The sequence below is a fragment of the Achromobacter marplatensis genome (assembly GCF_049060505.1).
GTDB classification, from domain to species: domain Bacteria; phylum Pseudomonadota; class Gammaproteobacteria; order Burkholderiales; family Burkholderiaceae_B; genus Achromobacter; species Achromobacter marplatensis_A.
The window spans coordinates 1-15,766 of the sequence record NZ_JBMGRB010000014.1; the positions used below are offsets into that span (position 1 = coordinate 1).

A 15,766-nucleotide genomic window follows, 5' to 3' on the forward strand; every position below is an offset into this window, starting at 1 on the left:
CCAAGACTATAGCACGATTTTTGCAGATTGCGCAACTGGCTTTTGCCTGATTTGCTGCAATCCTTGCAATAACCGCTGGGCTCTAACTTCTGAACCCTATCGCGGCAGGCTTGGCTGAGTGTCCGTTGGGTTGCCCCGGGATGCCCTTGCTTTGCCTGTTGTGCTTGCTTGGCCCCGCTGTTCAAAAAACTGCCTGAACTGCGAAGGAGCGAGACTATAGCACAGAAAAATCGCTGTTCCTGGCAAGCATGACGCCCGCGTTGCAGAAACATGAATTTTTTAGGGACACACCCGAGCCAAGGGCGGCGGACGCTCTATATATAGAGCGTCCGCCGCATACCTATGCCGGGCCACCCCGTGTTGTCAGGACCGCGTGGGGGTAACAACTCCTTCCTTCCTATATAGAGACCGCCCTATCAGATCCGCAGCTCCGTGGTTTCCTTGATCTGCTGGAGGGCGAAGAACGATCGCATGTCGATGACCGCGGGGTGGCGCATCAGCGTGTCCATGGCGAAACGGGAAAAGTGAGCAAGGTCGGCCACCTGAATCCGCAGCAGGTAGTCCATGTCGCCGGACATGGCATAGCACTCGACCACTTCCGGCCAAAGCTGCACGTCGCGGGCGAAGTCGCTCATTGGGGCATGGCTCGACCCGCTGTGCTTATTCAGGCGGATGTTCACGTAGGCCAGCAGCCCCAAGCCCACCTTTTCGGCGTCGATCAGCGCAACGTACTTCTTGATGAAACCTTTTTCTTCCAACCGCCGAACCCGGCGCAGGCAAGGGCTAGGCGACAGGGAGACGCGGTCTGCCAATTCCTGGTTACTGAGGCGTCCATCACGCTGCAATTCAGCCAGAATCCTGAGATCTGTCCGATCTAGCTCTATATCCGACATTTTTAGCCCTTATATTTTCCAATACGGCAATATTATTGCCCAGAACACCCGGTTTCACGACATGTTTGCAATTGTCTGCCTGACGTTCCTTCCTACAATGTCTGCCTAGACTTGAACAACAAGTCGTCCTGAAAAATGATGCAAGGGAGCAAACACATGAGCAGCGCTTTCCAACCCTGGGACAACCCGATGGGCACCGCCGGGTTCGAGTTCATCGAGTACGCCGCGCCGGATCCCGCCGCGCTGCGCAAAGTATTCGAACTGTTGGGCTTCAAAGCCATCGCAAAACACCGCCACAAGGATGTGACCCTGTACCGTCAAGGCGGCGTCAACTTCCTGATCAATGCCGAACCCGATTCCTTCGCCCAACGTTTCGCTCGCCTGCACGGCCCGTCGATCTGTGCGATTGGCTTCCGCGTTCAGGACGCTAATGCCGCCTACAAGCGCGCGCTGGAATTGGGCGCCTGGGGTTTCGACTCCCACAGCGGCCCGATGGAATTGAACATTCCGGCCATCAAGGGAATCGGGGACTCGCTGATTTATCTGGTTGACCGCTGGACGGGCAAGGAAGGCCACGGCGGCATTGGCGACATCAGCATCTATGACGTGGACTTCGTGCCGGTCGATCCGGGCAACGCGCAAGCCGACCTGAATCACCGCGGCGCCGGCCTGACGCTGGTGGATCACCTGACGCACAACGTGCACAAGGGCCGCATGGCGGAGTGGTCGGAATTCTACGAACGCCTCTTCAACTTCCGCGAAGTGCGCTACTTCGATATCGAAGGCAAGGTGACGGGCGTGAAGTCCAAGGCGATGACCTCGCCCTGCGGCAATATCCGCATTCCCATCAATGAGGAAGGTACGGAGGAAAAGGGCCAGATCCAGGAATACCTGGACCTGTACCGCGGCGAGGGCATCCAGCACATCGCCATGGCCACCGAAGACATCTACAGCACGATCGAAGCGCTGCGGGAATCGGGCGTAGTGTTCCTGGACACCCCGGAAACCTACTACGAACTGCTGGACCGCCGCCTGCCCAACCACGGTGAAGACGTCGCGCGCCTGCAGAAGAACCGCATCCTGCTTGACGGCGCCCCCGGCGGCGGCCTGCTCTTGCAGATATTCACCGAAAACCAGATCGGACCGATCTTCTTCGAGATCATCCAGCGCAAAGGCAACGATGGTTTTGGCGAAGGCAATTTCAAGGCTCTGTTCGAATCGATCGAACTGGACCAGATGCGCCGTGGCGTGGTGAAGAACGTCGACTAACTGCTTCCCCCGCCGGCGTTCGGTGCCTGGCACTGGCGCCGGCTTTGAAGCCTCACCTGGTGGTGAGGTTTTTTTTGTCCAAAAAAAAGCCCCCTTGCGGGGGCCAGCGAGCATGCGCGCCATGGGCGCTTTTTTTCCGTCGGGCCGCTGGGATTCAGCGCTGCAGGCGGTCCTGGAACTGCTTGCGGAACTTGGTCACCTTGGGCGCGATCACGAACTGGCAGTAGCCTTGTTCGGGATGCAGGGCGAAATAATTGCTGTGGTAGTCCTCTGCCTGCCAGAACTTGACGGGGGCCAACAGCTTGGTGACGATCGGCGCGTCATAGACCTTCTGGGCCTGGACTTCGGCGATCACGGCCTCGGCTTGTTCACGTTGGGACTCGTTCTGCCAGAAGATCGCCGACTCGTACTGCGGGCCGACATCATTGCCTTGGCGCCCCGGGGTGGTGGGATCGTGAGTGGCGAAGAAGACGCGGAGCAGGTCGCTGTACGAAAGTACCGAGGGGTCGAATTCCACACGCGCGACCTCGATGTGGCCGGTGTCTTTGCCACACACTTGCTCGTAGGTGGGATTGTCCACGTGGCCTCCGCTATAGCCGGGCAGCACGCTTTTGACGCCCTTCAATTCGGTGAAAACCGCTTCGACGCACCAGAAGCAGCCGCCGCCAAGAACGGCGACTTCATTGCCCGGAGATGCTTGTTCTGCCATGACGATTCCTTTCTGTAGACGGCCGCTTGCCTGCGGCCGGCACCCCCGGCTTCATGCGCGGGGCATAGACAATAAGACTACTGCTTGGGCGGCGCCAGCGACAAGATCCATTCGGCCAGCAGACGGGCGTCTTCCTGGCTGACATGCGTTTGCGCTGGCATGGGCACGGCGCCCCAGGCGCCGCGGCCGCCCCCGCGGATCTTGCCGGCCAGGTAATCCACCATGGCGTCGCCCTGCCCCGCATAGCGTTCGGCCACGCTCTTCAAGGGTGGGCCGACGCGTTTGGCCTCCACTTGATGGCAGGCCATACAGGCTTTGCTCTTGGCCAGGTCCAGACCAGTGGTTTGCGCCTGAACCACGCCAGCGCCCAAGACGCCGGCCATAGCCACCCACAGACTAATCTTCAAATGCATCGGTTACTGCCCCACGGCTCGCGGTGCTGGCGAGCTTGCCGAACTTGGCGAGCACACCGCGTGTATAACGCGGCTTGGGTTGAACCCAGGCCTGTCGACGAGCCGCCAGGTCTTCGTCGCTGATATTGAGCTGCAACAGCAGCTTGTGGGCATCGATGGTAACCGAATCGCCTTCCTGTATCAGCGCGATCGGACCGCCCACGAAGGCCTCTGGCGCGACGTGGCCGACGACCATGCCCCAGGTGCCGCCGGAGAAGCGACCGTCAGTGATCAGGCCCACGGTTTCACCCAGGCCCTGCCCGACCAGCGCGGAGGTGGGCGCCAGCATTTCGCGCATGCCCGGACCGCCTTTGGGGCCTTCGTAGCGGATGACCACCACGTCGCCGTCCTTGATCTGGCGCGCCATGATGGCCGTCATGGCGTCGTCTTCGGAATCGAAAACGCGCGCAGGGCCGGTCATGACGGGATTCTTCAGGCCGGTGATCTTGGCCACGCAGCCTTCCGGCGACAGATTGCCTTTCAGGATGGCCAGATGCCCTTGGGGATACAGCGCGCGGTCCAGCGGCATGATGACGTCTTGATCCGCGCGGGGCGCATCCGGCACATCCGCCAAGGTTTCCGCGATCGTCTTGCCGCTGATGGTGATGCAGTCGCCATGCAGCAGCCCGGCGTTGAGCAGCACCTTCATGACCTGGGGGATGCCGCCCGCGCGGTGGAGATCGGTCGCGACATATTTGCCGGATGGCTTCAGGTCGCACAGTACGGGGACACGCCTGCGGATGCATTCGAAATCATCGATGGTCCACGGCACTTCGGCGGCATGCGCAATGGCCAGGAAATGCAGCACGGCATTGGTGGAACCGCCGGTAGCCATGATGACGGAGACCGCGTTTTCAATGGACTCACGCGTGATGATGTCGCGCGGGCGCAGGTTGCGCCGGACCGCGTCCACCAACACCCGCGCCGATTCCGCAGCCGAGACGACTTTCTCGTCGTCTTCGTTGGCCATCGTGCTGGAGTACGGCAGGCTCATGCCCATGGCCTCGAACGCCGAGCTCATGGTGTTGGCCGTGTACATGCCGCCGCAAGAGCCGGAGCCGGGAATGGCGCATTTCTCGATCTGCTTGAAATCCGCTTCGGGCATGCGGCCCATCGTGTATTCGCCCACGGCTTCGAAGACCGAAACGATGGTGAGATCGTTGCCCTTGTAATGGCCCGGCTTGATCGTGCCGCCATAGACGTAGATGCCTGGCACATTGGTGCGCGCCAGCGCGATCATGCCGCCCGGCATGTTCTTGTCGCAGCCCCCGATCACCACCACGCCATCCATCCACTGGCCCTGCGCGGCGGTTTCAATACAGTCTGCGATGACCTCGCGGGAGACCAGCGAGTACTTCATGCCCTCGGTGCCCATCGACATGCCGTCGGAAATGGTGGGTGTGCCGAATACCTGGGGATTGGCCCGCGAGGCCCGGATGGCATCGATGGCCGCGTCCGCCAGACGCTGCAGGCCGCTGTTGCACGGCGTGATGGTCGAATGGCCGTTGGCCACGCCGATCATGGGGTTTTCGAAATCGGCTTCCTGATAACCCAGCGCGTAATACATGGCGCGATTGGGCGCGCGCGCGACGCCGTGGGTGATATGGCGGGAACGTTCGTTGTTCGGCATGGTCTGTCTCTCCTATCGGCCGTCGGGGCGCGGACATGGCGAACGCGCCCAAGGAAGCTGGCTCGCTTGCCTGCATGCGAATCTTCAGTGCTCGCCGGTTATTATCATTCAACTTTATTGTGTCGGGCAGAACATGCTGCAATATCCAAAATTCGACCCCATCGCCTTGCAGATCGGGCCGCTTGCCATCCACTGGTACGGCCTGATGTACCTGGCGGGCTTTGCCCTGGTGTATTTGCTTGGCCGACGCCGCATCACCAGCGGCCACACTACGTCGCTGAACGTGCGGGACCTGGAAGACCTGATCTTCTATAGCGTGCTGGGCGTGGTGCTGGGCGGCCGGTTGGGATATGTGCTGTTCTACAAACCCGGGTACTACCTGGCCCACCCGCTGGAAGTCGCGTATCTGTGGCAAGGCGGCATGTCGTTCCATGGCGGCTTGATCGGCGTGATCTTGGTCATGCTGCTGTTCGCGCGCAAGAAGAAGCTGCCATTTTTCGCGGTCAGCGACTTCATCGCCCCGCTGATTCCGCTGGGCCTGGGTTTCGGCCGGCTGGGCAACTTCATCAATGGTGAACTGTGGGGCCGGCCGACCGACGTGCCTTGGGCCATGGTGTTCCCCGACAGCGGCGACGGCTTGGCGCGCCACCCCTCCCAGCTGTACGAACTGGGCCTGGAAGGCATCGTGCTGTTTGCACTGCTGTGGTGGTTTTCGAGCAAGCCGCGTCCACTTGGACAGGTGAGCGGGCTTTTCCTGATGGGTTACGGAACGTTCCGCTTCCTGGTGGAGTTCACCCGCGAGCCAGACAACTTCCTGGGCCTGCTCGCGGGTGGATTGAGCATGGGACAGTGGCTGTCCCTGCCGATGGTCGCCTTGGGCGCCATCATGTTCGGCCTTACTGCAAAACGATCGTCCCGTTGACGGCGATGCTGACCGTGACGTCTCCCGCTTCCAGCGGGACGTCCGGGTTGTAGCCGCCAGAGGCATCTTTGGCCATGGCCGCGGCGCCCAGCATGCGCGGCATCGGCACCGGGCCGCCCGAACCGCCCAATTCCAGCTTGGACAGACGATAGCCCGAGAAGCCGAACGCATTGGCCGCCGCCAGTGCACGGTCTTTGAAAGCTTGCGCTGCTTCTTTCAGCAACTTGCGTTCTTCGGCGTCGCGCGCTTCGCGCGACAACGAGAAGCTGATGTTGGAAATGGCAGTCTTGTCCGACAGTTTGGATGCCAACGCGGCTGCGGCCTCGAAGTCTTTCGACTCAAGCACCACTTCGCCCTGGCCACGCCAGGTGCCGATCTTTCCCTTGCTGTTGGTGTTGGGCCAGACGTTGTAGCCGCCGGTGCGGACTTCCACGCCCTTGGTATCGCGCGCGCGTTTGACGACATCGTCCAGCGCCGCGGTCAACTTCTTGCCGGCGGCTGGCTGATCCGGCGCTTCAACTTCCGCAGACAACGAAATACGAACCGTGTCCTGCTTGACCTCGGAAGACGCGGTAGCCTGCAACGTCATTTCCGGAGAGCGATTCGCGGACGATTCCGTGGCAACGGGCGCGGCGGGCGCTTGCGCATACACGGGTTGAACGGCAGCGATGGCGGCCACGGCTGCGCACGCTGCGCCGAGTTTCGTCAGCGAAAAAACAGGGTGTTTGAACATGGACGGGTCCTAGGAGGGAGGACAAAGGAAAGGACTGGGAGGGGCAAGGGGGGATGGTGAAGCACCCGACGCGGACCTGCGCTTAGGGCAGGCCCGCTGGGATAAATGCCCCGCCTGTGCCGTCAAGGCCGGCATCTCGAACCCTAAGGTAAGAGGTGGTCGCGTTCCGCAGAGCGTCGGGTTCGTCTACGAGAGACGATCACTCCAGCTCTACACTCCCGCAACCATATGCCGAAAGCATAGGTTCAGAGAATGTATGGCCTAGTCACGGACACGGCAGGGACAAACTGAAAATTCTTGAATACTGCTTATGAACAGTTAGAGCAGTTTTTCCTGACCCGATAAGGCGTCATCGAGTACTGCGTTCATGTCCTCAATTCTACGCTTGAAGTCGCCAACTGCCAAACCACCTAGCGGACCATCCGGCGCTTTCATGGCGAGAAGCTCGCCCGCGACTTGCAAAGCAGCCATCACGGCGATGCGCTCGTTGCTGGAAATCTTGCCCGACCCCTGGATGCGCAGCATCAGTTGATCGACGTGGCGCACCGCGGCCATGAGCGTGGGCTTCTCTTCAGCGGAGCAGGCCAGGGAGTAGTCGCGTCCCAATATGGTGACATCTACGCGTTCCATCAGTGTTGCTCTCCAGACGGTGCGCCCGGCAATCGGGCGAGCACGGCGTCGATGCGCTCACGGGCCGCGGCGGCGGCCACGCGCAAGCGCTGTAGTTCAGTGTCGCGGGTTTGCAGGTTGCCCTGCAGTTCGGTTTCCCGGGCAGAGAAACGCGATTCAAGCGACTGGCGTTCGGTGGACTCACGGGCGAGCTGCTCACGCAAGGCGGCTTCGGCCTGCTGGGCCTGCTCGAGCATCGCAGTGACCGCGCCATCGTGATCCTGAAGCTTGCTTTGCAGCGTGACGATCTCGGCTTCGCGCTCGGCGGCGCGCTGCTTCAGCACACGCTGTTCAGCTTCGAAGTCATTCAGGCGGAGGCGCAACGCGTCACGCTCTGCGTGGAGTTGGCGGGTGCGTTGCACCAGTTGCCCGATTCGGGCGGCGAGTTGGTCTAGATCTTGCAGCATGGGCGCTATCGTAAACCATCCTGAGTTCAATCGGGCCTCTTCACGCGCGTTGAGAAACCCGGCAATATTCGGTAGGAAATAGGCGCGTGATTCTGGCGGTGCAATGCCGGCCGATGACAACCGCGGAAATGTCGTCCCCCTCGTCCAAATTCCCTGCATCCGGCCGATCCGGCTTTCGCATTTCTTTCTATAAACTTTCACTTAGCTTTCAAAAAGCCCTCAATCTTCCCTTGCCGTTACATCTGGGGATCGGGAGTACCCGAATTCTAGGGAAAACCCCAGGCTTTCACCGAGCTTACAGGGTTTGCAGCGTGGCAGGCGTCCATTACCATTCGCCCTTTCAAGAATCCACGCCGTCGCTTTCAGAAGAACTAATGGCACCCCGAAGTGCCTTTTTTGTGCCTGTCACTCGCCTTTCGGCGGGTCCCATCCGGCTACAAACTTTTTATCTACATGCTGTAAATAGGAGCCAACCAATCATGCAGCTACGCAATCGACAGGACTTCTGGTCTGGGGTGATGTTCATCGCCCTCGGACTGGGATTCGCCTGGCAAGCCAGCAGCTACCAAATGGGTACTGCAGCCCGAATGGGCCCCGGGTACTTTCCTTTCTGGCTAGGCATTGTTCTGGCTTTGCTGGGCGCCATCGTGCTGCTTGGCTCGCTTTCCAAGAAAGCGCACGAAACGCACATCGACAAGTTCGACTGGCGCATCGTTTTTCTGGTCGTGGGGTCGGTGGTCTTGTACGGCTTCATTCTGAAGCCGCTGGGCATCTACCTTTCGGTATTCATCCTGGTTGTCGTAAGCAGCCTGGCCAGCCATGAGTTCAGCTTGAAGGTCGCCGTCGCCAACGCGATCTTCCTGGTGCTGTTCTCGTATCTGGCATTCGTCAAGGGGCTGGGGCTGATCTTCCCGCTGTGGCCGTCCTTTCTGGGCATGAACTAAGGAGCAACCGGTCATGGAATTGTTTGACAACCTGATGTTGGGCTTCTCGGTGGCGTTCACGCCCGAGAACCTGGCCTATGCACTGCTGGGCTGCATTCTGGGCACGCTGATTGGCGTGTTGCCGGGTATTGGCCCGGTCCCGACCATCGCGATGCTGCTCCCGATCACGTATGTGTTGCCCCCGATTGCTGGCTTGATCATGCTTGCGGGCATCTATTACGGCGCGCAGTACGGCGGTTCGACCACGGCGATCCTTGTGGCGCTGCCAGGGGAAACGTCCGCGGTGGTCACCGTGCTGGACGGTCACCAGATGGCCCGCAACGGCCGTGCAGGCGCCGCGCTGGCCATTGCCGCGCTGGGCTCGTTCTTTGCCGGTTGCGTGGCCACGCTGCTGTTGGCCGCCTTCGCGCCCCCGTTGGCTGAAGTGGCCTTCAAGTTCGGCCCGGCCGAGTACTTCTCGCTGATGTGCCTGGGTCTGGTCGGCGCTGTGGTGCTGGCTTCGGGCTCGTTGCCCAAGGCGATCTCGATGATCATCCTGGGCTTGCTGCTGGGCATGGTCGGCACCGACGTCAACTCGGGCGTTGCCCGCTTCGACTTCGGCATTCCGGAACTGCAAGACGGTATCGACTTCGCCATCGTGGCCATGGGTGTGTTCGGCTTCGCCGAAATCATGACCAACCTGGAACAGAAGGAAAACCGCGTCGACATCACCGACAAGATCGGCTCGCTGTACCCGAACAAGCAGGAATTCAAGGAAGCTGCTCCCGCCGTGCTGCGCGGAACGGCCCTGGGTTCGGCCCTGGGTATCTTGCCGGGCGGTGGCGCCGTGCTCTCGTCCTTCGCGTCCTACACGCTGGAAAAGAAGATCTCGAAGAATCCGGAACGCTTCGGCAAGGGCCACCCGGCCGGCCTGGCGGGCCCGGAATCGGCGAACAACGCCGCAGCCCAGACCTCGTTCATCCCGCTGCTGACGCTGGGTATTCCCGGTAATGCCGTGATGGCGCTGATGGTCGGCGCAATGACGATTCACAACATTCAGCCCGGCCCGCAAGTCATGACGAGCCACCCGGAGCTGTTCTGGGGCCTGATCGCCTCGATGTGGATCGGCAACCTGATGCTGGTGGTGCTGAACCTGCCGCTGATTGGCCTGTGGGTCAAGCTGCTGAAGGTGCCCTATCGCATCCTGTTCCCGGCGATTCTGGTGTTCTGCACGATCGGTGTGTATTCGTTGAACTACAACTCGTTCGACATCTTCACCACGGCGATCTTCGGTGTCATCGGCTACGTGTGGTCGAAGCTGAAGTGCGAAGGCGCACCGCTGCTGCTGGGTCTGGTTCTGGGCCCCATGATGGAAGAGAACTTCCGCCGTGCACTGCTGCTGTCGCGTGGCGATTTCAGCACCTTCGTAACGCGCCCGCTGTCGGCTTCGCTGCTGGCCGTGGCGGCGTTCCTGGTGATCCTGGTTGCGCTGCCGGCCATTCGCAAGAAGCGCGAAGAGACCTTCGTCGAAGAAGAGTAAAGCTTGGGCCGCTGCCTTGCGGCGGCGGTCTTTCTTTTCTAAAACCCCTGGGGCTTGCCCCGGGGGTTTTTTCTTTGCGCGGGGCAGAAGCCATTCCTGGAAAAAGCTACCAATGACTACAACACACTACTAAGCGTAGGGTGTTCCCGGCATCTACGTTAAGCTACGGGTTTACCCCACGCGATGATTCGGCATGAATTTCGACTGGAAGAATCCCTACCCCACCACCCGGATTCCGGTGTTCGCTCGTAATGTGGTCGCCACGTCGCAACCGCTCGCCGCTCAAGCGGGCCTGCGGATCCTGGCCCTTGGCGGTAACGCCGTGGATGCCGCCATTGCCGCGGCCGCCACGCTGGCGCTGACCGAGCCGGTCAGCAACGGCTTGGGTTCCGACTGTTTCGCCATTGTCTGGGACGGTTCCAGGCTGCATGGTTTGAACGCATCTGGAACGGCGCCGTCCGCGTGGAACGTGGACTACTTTCGCCGCAAGCATCAAGGCGTGATCCCGATGCGCGGCTGGGACAGCGTGACCGTGCCCGGCTGCGTGGCCGGATGGGCCGCCCTACATGAAAAACTGGGCGGCCTGGCCTTTGCCGATGTGCTGGCGCCTGCCATCGAATACGCGGAACGCGGCTATGCCGTGTCGCCGATCGTGCAGGAAAAATGGGCGGCGCAGGCCGACATCCTGCAGCCGCAGCCCGGATTCGCGGAACATTTCCTGCCCCGCGGCCGCCCGCCCCACATCGGCGAGCACTTCGTGCTGCCAAGTGCCGCGGCAACACTCAAGCGCATCGCCGCTACCGGCGGCCGCGACTTCTATGAAGGCGAGACCGCCCACAAGCTGGTGGCGCATGCGCAAGCGCACGACGCCGCGCTGACGCTGGCGGACCTGCGCGACTACGCGCCCGAATGGGTGACGCCCATCAGCCAGCCGTACCGCGGCCATACGCTCCATCAGATCCCGCCCAACGGGCAAGGCATTGCGGCATTGATCGCACTGGGCATCTTGCAGAATTTCGACTTGGCGTCCCGTCCCGTCGACCATCCCGACACCCAGCACTTGCTGATAGAGGCCATGAAACTGGCGTTCGCGGATGTCTACGCCCATGTGGCCGATGCGCGCCACATGCGGATGACGCCCGAACAGATGCTGCGGCCAGACTACCTGGCGGAACGCGCGCGGATGATCGACCCCCGCGTGGCTCAGGCTTTCGCCGCCGGCCATGCGCCCCAAGGCGGCACCGTCTACCTGACCGCCGCGGACAAGAACGGCATGATGGTCAGCTTCATCCAGTCGAACTACATGGGCTTCGGCTCCGGCGTGGTGGTGCCGGGCACGGGCGTCAGCCTGCAGAATCGCGGGCATTGTTTCAGCACCCAGCCCGACCACCCCAACGTGGTAGCGGGCGGCAAGCGCCCGTTCCATACCATCATCCCCGGTTTCCTGATGCGCGACGGCGCCCCCGTCATGAGTTTCGGCGTCATGGGCGGCAATATGCAGCCCCAGGGACAAGTGCAGACGCTGGTGCGCATGCTGGACTACGGCCAGCAGCCGCAGGCCGCCTGCGACGCGCCGCGCTGGAAGTGGAACCAGGGGCTGGCAGTGGATGTGGAGGCCGGCCTTGCCCCGGCCGTGGCGCAGGGCCTGCGCGCGCGCGGCCATGTGCTGGAAGGCATCGACGACCCTTATATGGACTTTGGTTCGGGTCAATTCATCTGGCGGCTGGGCGACCCGGCCGTGGACGGTTATGTCAGCGCCAGCGACAGTCGGCGGGATGGACTCGCCGCCGGCTTTTGATTGCGTTAAGGTTGATGTCCTGAGACTGACCTTACCCACATAGAGCGGAGTTCCCTGCATGGCAACGATCGGTACCAAGAGCTACGACACGGTCGTAGCCCAGAAAGTCGCTTTCCTCGGATTGGGCGTCATGGGCCTGCCCATGGCCGGTCACCTGGCCCGTGCCGGACACGACGTGACCGTCTATAACCGCACCCCCGCCAAGGCGCAGGCCTGGGCGGCCGAATTCCACGGCCGCCATGCCCCCACGCCGCGCGAAGCCGTTGCGGGCGCCCAGATCGTCTTCGCCTGCGTGGGCAATGACGACGATCTGCGCAGCATCGTGCTGGGCCCGGACGGCGCGTTCTCGGGCATGGCGCCTGGCGCCGTGTTTGTCGACCACACGACCGCCTCGGCCGATGTGGCGCGCGAGCTCTACGCGCAAGCCAAGGAACTGGGCCTGAACTTCGTAGACGCGCCGGTTTCGGGCGGACAAGCGGGCGCCGTCAATGGCGTGTTGACCGTCATGTGCGGTGGCGAGCCAGCCGTTTTCGACGCGATCAAGCCGGTGGCGCAGAGCTTTGGCCGCGCCGTCACGCTGGTGGGCGCGCCGGGCGCGGGCCAACTGGCCAAGATGGTCAACCAGATCTGCATCGCCGGCATCGTGCAAGGCTTGTCGGAAGCGGTGGCCTTCGGCCAAGCGGCCGATCTGGACATGAAACTTGTGCTGGACGTGATCAGCAAGGGCGCCGCGCAAAGCTGGCAGATGGAGAACCGCGGCGGCACCATGGTCGACGACAAGTTCGAGTTCGGCTTTGCGGTGGACTGGATGCGCAAGGACTTGGGCCTGGTGCTGGCCGAGGCGCGCAACAACGGCGCCCGCGTGCCGGTGACGGCGCTGGTGGATCAGTTCTATGGCGACGTCCAGAAAATGGGCGGCGGCCGCTGGGACACATCCAGCCTGGTAAAGCGCCTGCGCGACTGAACGGCCATCGCCCTGCCCTATGACGAGGCAGCGGCGCAAGACAAAAAGGCGAGCCTGAAGGGCTCGCCTTTTTTTGCCTTTGCCGTTACGCGGCCAGGCTGGCCTGCGCCGTTTCCCGCACCAGCGCATCGATGCGCTGCTTGGCCAGCGTCACGCCTTCCAGCGCGGCCACTTCACCCATCGCCATGCCCTCGGCCGCGACGAACGTGACGTCGTTCATGCCCAGGAAGCCCAGCATCTGACGCAGATACGGCGTCATGGTGTCAGACGGTGTGCCCTCGGCCTTGCCGCCGCGCGCCGTCAGCACGAACACCTGCTTACCCTTGACGAGGCCCTCCGGCACGCCTTCCGGCGTATAACGGAACGTGACGCCGGCCCGGGCCAGATAGTCCAGATAGCTCTTGAACTGCGCGGGCAGATTGAAGTTGTACACCGGCACGGCGAATACGATGCGGTCCGCTTCCATGAGTTCGGCGACCAGCGTATCGCTGAGTTCGACGATGCGTTGCTGCTCCACGCTACGGGCATCGGCCGGGGTAAACAGCGCGCCGGCGGTGTTGCCGTCGAAGTACGGAATGGGCTGCGCGCCGATGTCGCGTACCTTGACTGCGGCAGCGGGGTTGGCTTCTTTGACGCGCGCAATCAGGTGATCGGCCAATTGCTTACTGTTGGAACGGTCGCCGAGAATCGAGGAAAGAATAACGAGGGTCTTCATTGCAAATATCTCCAGGGGTGGCCCGCTATCCGCGGGCAGCCGGGACCTGTCAGCGCCACGCCCGGCGCTTGAAGCGGCCGGGCTGGAGCTTGCCGCCGGATGGCGTTGGCAGATTCCGAATACATGGACTCACTGTAGACGGGTTCATTGTTCACATAAACCGGGGTATGATGAACTGTTCGTTCCAGGTGTAGAACAATCATGCAAGATCTTAATGACCTCTATTATTTTTCCCAAGTCGTCGAGCAAGGCGGCTTTAGCGCCGCGGCCAGGGCGCTGGATATCCCGAAATCCCGCTTGTCGCGTCGGATCTCGCACCTGGAGGAAAGCCTGGGCGTCAGGTTGCTGCAACGCACGACGCGCCGGCTGCGGCTGACCTCGGCCGGCGAACGCTACCTGCACTATTGCCGCGAGATGGCTGCCTCGGCGCGAGCGGCCGACGACGCCATGCGGCAATTGCAGTCAGAGCCGGCCGGCCCGGTAATCGTGAGCTGCCCCGTGTCTATCGCGCAGGATGTGCTGGCGCCGATCCTGCCCGAGTTCCTGGATGCGTGGCCGGCGATTTCCGTGCAGTTGCTGGTGACCAACCGGCGCGTGGACCTGATCCGCGAAGGGGTTGACCTGGCGTTACGCGTGCGCACCAAGCTGGATACCGACGCGGAACTGGTGGTTCGCCACCTGGGATCCGCGCGCGGCACGCTGGTGGCCAGTCCCGGCTATCTGCAACGCCACGGCGTGCCCGACACGCCGCAGGACCTGGCATCCCATACGACCTTGAGCTTTTCCGACCCGCAGCACGAGGTGCGATGGCCGCTGGTCAACGATAAGGGCGAAGAAGTCCAAGTCGAGCTGAAACCGCAGCTGTCCTGCAACGACTTCATCGTGCTGACCGAAGCCGCGGTGCGTGGGCGGGGTATCGCACTGCTGCCGTCGATCGCGACACAGGAAGAACTGCGCCGCGGCCAGCTGGTGCCGGTGCTGCCGCAATGGCAATCGCCGGAAGGCATCGTGCATTGCATTTATCCGTCGCGGCGGGGCATGATGCCCGCCGTCCGGACGTTACTGGATTTCCTGTCGCAACGACTGCCTGCGATGTATCAACGGCTGGAAAAAGCCGTCGCGCCCGTGGCTCAGTAGCCGCGCGTGCGCTCGACGACGCCGGTGATGGGTTCACCGCGCATCAACTGGGCGACCTTGCCCGCGATCTGTTCGATGCTTTCGTCGCGCAGCGTGCGCGCCGCGATGTGCGGCGTGACGTGGACGCGTGGATCGCGCCAGAACGGATGGTCGCCGGGTAAAGGCTCGGTATGGAACACGTCCAGCGTGGCGCCCGCGATCTCGCCTTCTTCCAGCATCTGCACGAGGTCTTCTTCCACCAGGTGCTCGCCGCGGCCGACGTTGACCAGATGCGCATCCGGCAGCAATTGCGACAGCGTGCCGCGGTTGAGGATGCCACGCGTGTCCGGCGTGAGCGGCAGCACATTCACGAGAAAACGCGTGCGGGCCAGGAACGCAGGCAATGCGGCTTCTCCGGCAAAGGACTCCACGCCAGGGATCTCGCGCGGCGTGCGGGACCAACCCGCCACGGGATAGCCGAAGTCGGCCAGCGTTTGCGCCACGCGCGCGCCCACCTGCCCCAGCCCCAGCACGCCGACGGGCCAATCCGCCTGGCGCGTGCCTTCGCGAGTATCCCAGTGCTGACGCGCCTGCGCTTGATCGAAAGCTTCGAAATCGCGCGAGACGCGCAGCAGCGCGTACAAGGCATATTCCGCCATCTGCACCGACATGCCGGCGTCTTCCAGGCGAACGATGCGCACATGCGCGGGGATCTCGGGCATCTTCAGCAGCGCGTCGACACCCGCGCCCAGATTGAACAGCGTCGTGATGCCGGTCTCGTGCTTGAACAATTCCACGGGCGGGCGCCATACCAGCGCCACCTCGGCGCCAGACGGCGGACCGTCGGGATTCCACACGGAAATGCGGCAGCTGGGCATGGAGGCTTCCAGGAGCGGCACCCAGACGTCGGAATCATGGAGAGGGCAGGCAAAGAGAATGTGCATGGTGGCGGTTCTGCAAGGCTTTTCGGAAGCCTCAAGCATGCAGGATGGCGCCTCACAAATCAAACGGCCCGGCAGATCGCCG

General features: G+C 62.2%; 16 protein-coding genes and 1 other RNA gene. 7 read left to right on the forward strand and 10 right to left on the reverse strand.

Annotated features, from left to right (window positions below; genetic code table 11):
* Nucleotides 1-416: 416 nt before the first annotated feature.
* Nucleotides 417-893, reverse strand: coding sequence for an Lrp/AsnC family transcriptional regulator (locus ACI0FO_RS26870; protein WP_105560471.1), 477 nt, complete (start codon nt 891-893; stop codon nt 417-419).
* Between the two features lie 156 nt (nt 894-1,049).
* Here ACI0FO_RS26870 and hppD point away from each other — a divergent pair, with 156 nt between their 5' ends.
* Nucleotides 1,050-2,162 carry a 4-hydroxyphenylpyruvate dioxygenase gene (hppD, locus tag ACI0FO_RS26875; protein ID WP_416031677.1) on the forward strand — a complete coding sequence of 371 codons (1,113 nt, stop codon included), beginning with the start codon at nt 1,050-1,052 and terminating at the stop codon, nt 2,160-2,162.
* 154 nt (nt 2,163-2,316) lie between these two features.
* Here the strand turns inward: hppD and msrA are convergent, their stop codons facing one another.
* The 3 genes from msrA to ilvD all read right to left on the reverse strand — a co-directional run bounded on the left by msrA (nt 2,317) and on the right by ilvD (nt 4,953).
* A complete protein-coding gene (gene msrA, locus ACI0FO_RS26880) occupies nt 2,317-2,871 on the reverse strand; it encodes a peptide-methionine (S)-S-oxide reductase MsrA (RefSeq protein WP_416031678.1) in 555 nt (184 codons plus the stop codon).
* Between the two features lie 77 nt (nt 2,872-2,948).
* The gene (locus ACI0FO_RS26885) at nt 2,949-3,284 is read right to left on the reverse strand and encodes a c-type cytochrome (RefSeq protein ID WP_416031679.1); all 336 of its coding nucleotides are present in this window, start codon (nt 3,282-3,284) and stop codon (nt 2,949-2,951) included.
* Nucleotides 3,268-4,953 (reverse strand): dihydroxy-acid dehydratase, encoded by a 1,686-nt coding sequence (gene ilvD / locus ACI0FO_RS26890; RefSeq protein WP_416031680.1) that lies wholly within the window; start codon nt 4,951-4,953, stop codon nt 3,268-3,270. Before ilvD ends, ACI0FO_RS26885 begins: the two co-directional genes overlap by 17 nt.
* A 133-nt stretch (nt 4,954-5,086) precedes the next feature.
* Here ilvD and lgt point away from each other — a divergent pair, with 133 nt between their 5' ends.
* Nucleotides 5,087-5,875: a prolipoprotein diacylglyceryl transferase gene (gene lgt / locus ACI0FO_RS26895; protein ID WP_105560466.1), complete on the forward strand. Its 789-nt coding sequence runs from the start codon at nt 5,087-5,089 to the stop codon at nt 5,873-5,875.
* Here the strand turns inward: lgt and ACI0FO_RS26900 are convergent.
* From ACI0FO_RS26900 to ACI0FO_RS26915, 4 genes are all read right to left on the reverse strand, one after another.
* Nucleotides 5,850-6,608: an SIMPL domain-containing protein gene (locus tag ACI0FO_RS26900; RefSeq protein ID WP_416031681.1), complete on the reverse strand. Its 759-nt coding sequence runs from the start codon at nt 6,606-6,608 to the stop codon at nt 5,850-5,852. The two genes, lgt and ACI0FO_RS26900, sit on opposite strands and share 26 nt — an antisense overlap.
* Before the next feature lie 103 nt (nt 6,609-6,711).
* Nucleotides 6,712-6,894: non-coding RNA, 6S RNA (gene ssrS, locus ACI0FO_RS26905), on the reverse strand.
* Nucleotides 6,895-6,926: 32 nt separating this feature from the next.
* On the reverse strand, nt 6,927-7,238 hold the full coding sequence (locus tag ACI0FO_RS26910) for a cell division protein ZapA (protein ID WP_105560464.1): 312 nt from the start codon (nt 7,236-7,238) through the stop codon (nt 6,927-6,929).
* Complete coding sequence (locus ACI0FO_RS26915) at nt 7,238-7,684, reverse strand: hypothetical protein (RefSeq protein WP_199196963.1); 447 nt, start codon at nt 7,682-7,684, stop codon at nt 7,238-7,240. Before ACI0FO_RS26915 ends, ACI0FO_RS26910 begins: the two co-directional genes overlap by 1 nt.
* A gap of 479 nt (nt 7,685-8,163) precedes the next feature.
* Between ACI0FO_RS26915 and ACI0FO_RS26920 the strand changes: the two genes are divergently transcribed.
* The 4 genes from ACI0FO_RS26920 (at nt 8,164) to ACI0FO_RS26935 (ending at nt 12,909) form a co-directional block, all read left to right on the forward strand.
* Complete coding sequence (locus ACI0FO_RS26920; RefSeq protein WP_100853131.1) at nt 8,164-8,628, forward strand: tripartite tricarboxylate transporter TctB family protein; 465 nt, start codon at nt 8,164-8,166, stop codon at nt 8,626-8,628.
* Between the two features lie 13 nt (nt 8,629-8,641).
* Nucleotides 8,642-10,147 (forward strand): tripartite tricarboxylate transporter permease, encoded by a 1,506-nt coding sequence (locus ACI0FO_RS26925; RefSeq protein WP_104145126.1) that lies wholly within the window; start codon nt 8,642-8,644, stop codon nt 10,145-10,147.
* Between the two features lie 193 nt (nt 10,148-10,340).
* Entirely contained in the window at nt 10,341-11,945 is a 1,605-nt protein-coding gene (locus ACI0FO_RS26930) for a gamma-glutamyltransferase family protein (RefSeq protein ID WP_416031682.1), read from the forward strand.
* A 58-nt stretch (nt 11,946-12,003) separates the two neighbouring features.
* Nucleotides 12,004-12,909, forward strand: coding sequence for an NAD(P)-dependent oxidoreductase (locus tag ACI0FO_RS26935; protein WP_416031683.1), 906 nt, complete (start codon nt 12,004-12,006; stop codon nt 12,907-12,909).
* An 85-nt stretch (nt 12,910-12,994) separates the two neighbouring features.
* Here the strand turns inward: ACI0FO_RS26935 and ACI0FO_RS26940 are convergent, their stop codons facing one another.
* Nucleotides 12,995-13,624, reverse strand: a complete 630-nt coding sequence (locus tag ACI0FO_RS26940; protein ID WP_416031684.1) for an FMN-dependent NADH-azoreductase — start codon at nt 13,622-13,624, stop codon at nt 12,995-12,997.
* A 201-nt stretch (nt 13,625-13,825) separates the two neighbouring features.
* On the opposite strand from ACI0FO_RS26940, the gene ACI0FO_RS26945 reads away from it, so the two are divergent.
* A complete protein-coding gene (locus ACI0FO_RS26945; protein WP_416031685.1) occupies nt 13,826-14,761 on the forward strand; it encodes a LysR family transcriptional regulator in 936 nt (311 codons plus the stop codon).
* On the opposite strand, the gene ACI0FO_RS26950 is transcribed toward ACI0FO_RS26945, so the two are convergent.
* Nucleotides 14,755-15,684 (reverse strand): 2-hydroxyacid dehydrogenase, encoded by a 930-nt coding sequence (locus ACI0FO_RS26950; RefSeq protein ID WP_416031686.1) that lies wholly within the window; start codon nt 15,682-15,684, stop codon nt 14,755-14,757. The genes ACI0FO_RS26945 and ACI0FO_RS26950 overlap by 7 nt on opposite strands.
* Nucleotides 15,685-15,766: the final 82 nt, after the last annotated feature.

What these genes read in the sequence shown, in the direction of transcription:
- ACI0FO_RS26870 (WP_105560471.1), bottom strand. Translation starts at nt 893, where the DNA reads ATGTCGGATATAGAGCTAGATCGGACAGATCTCAGGATTCTGGCTGAA.
- hppD (WP_416031677.1), top strand. Translation starts at nt 1,050, where the DNA reads ATGAGCAGCGCTTTCCAACCCTGGGACAACCCGATGGGCACCGCCGGG.
- msrA (WP_416031678.1), bottom strand. Translation starts at nt 2,871, where the DNA reads ATGGCAGAACAAGCATCTCCGGGCAATGAAGTCGCCGTTCTTGGCGGC.
- ACI0FO_RS26885 (WP_416031679.1), bottom strand. Translation starts at nt 3,284, where the DNA reads ATGCATTTGAAGATTAGTCTGTGGGTGGCTATGGCCGGCGTCTTGGGC.
- ilvD (WP_416031680.1), bottom strand. Translation starts at nt 4,953, where the DNA reads ATGCCGAACAACGAACGTTCCCGCCATATCACCCACGGCGTCGCGCGC.
- lgt (WP_105560466.1), top strand. Translation starts at nt 5,087, where the DNA reads ATGCTGCAATATCCAAAATTCGACCCCATCGCCTTGCAGATCGGGCCG.
- ACI0FO_RS26900 (WP_416031681.1), bottom strand. Translation starts at nt 6,608, where the DNA reads ATGTTCAAACACCCTGTTTTTTCGCTGACGAAACTCGGCGCAGCGTGC.
- ACI0FO_RS26910 (WP_105560464.1), bottom strand. Translation starts at nt 7,238, where the DNA reads ATGGAACGCGTAGATGTCACCATATTGGGACGCGACTACTCCCTGGCC.
- ACI0FO_RS26915 (WP_199196963.1), bottom strand. Translation starts at nt 7,684, where the DNA reads ATGCTGCAAGATCTAGACCAACTCGCCGCCCGAATCGGGCAACTGGTG.
- ACI0FO_RS26920 (WP_100853131.1), top strand. Translation starts at nt 8,164, where the DNA reads ATGCAGCTACGCAATCGACAGGACTTCTGGTCTGGGGTGATGTTCATC.
- ACI0FO_RS26925 (WP_104145126.1), top strand. Translation starts at nt 8,642, where the DNA reads ATGGAATTGTTTGACAACCTGATGTTGGGCTTCTCGGTGGCGTTCACG.
- ACI0FO_RS26930 (WP_416031682.1), top strand. Translation starts at nt 10,341, where the DNA reads ATGAATTTCGACTGGAAGAATCCCTACCCCACCACCCGGATTCCGGTG.
- ACI0FO_RS26935 (WP_416031683.1), top strand. Translation starts at nt 12,004, where the DNA reads ATGGCAACGATCGGTACCAAGAGCTACGACACGGTCGTAGCCCAGAAA.
- ACI0FO_RS26940 (WP_416031684.1), bottom strand. Translation starts at nt 13,624, where the DNA reads ATGAAGACCCTCGTTATTCTTTCCTCGATTCTCGGCGACCGTTCCAAC.
- ACI0FO_RS26945 (WP_416031685.1), top strand. Translation starts at nt 13,826, where the DNA reads ATGCAAGATCTTAATGACCTCTATTATTTTTCCCAAGTCGTCGAGCAA.
- ACI0FO_RS26950 (WP_416031686.1), bottom strand. Translation starts at nt 15,684, where the DNA reads ATGCACATTCTCTTTGCCTGCCCTCTCCATGATTCCGACGTCTGGGTG.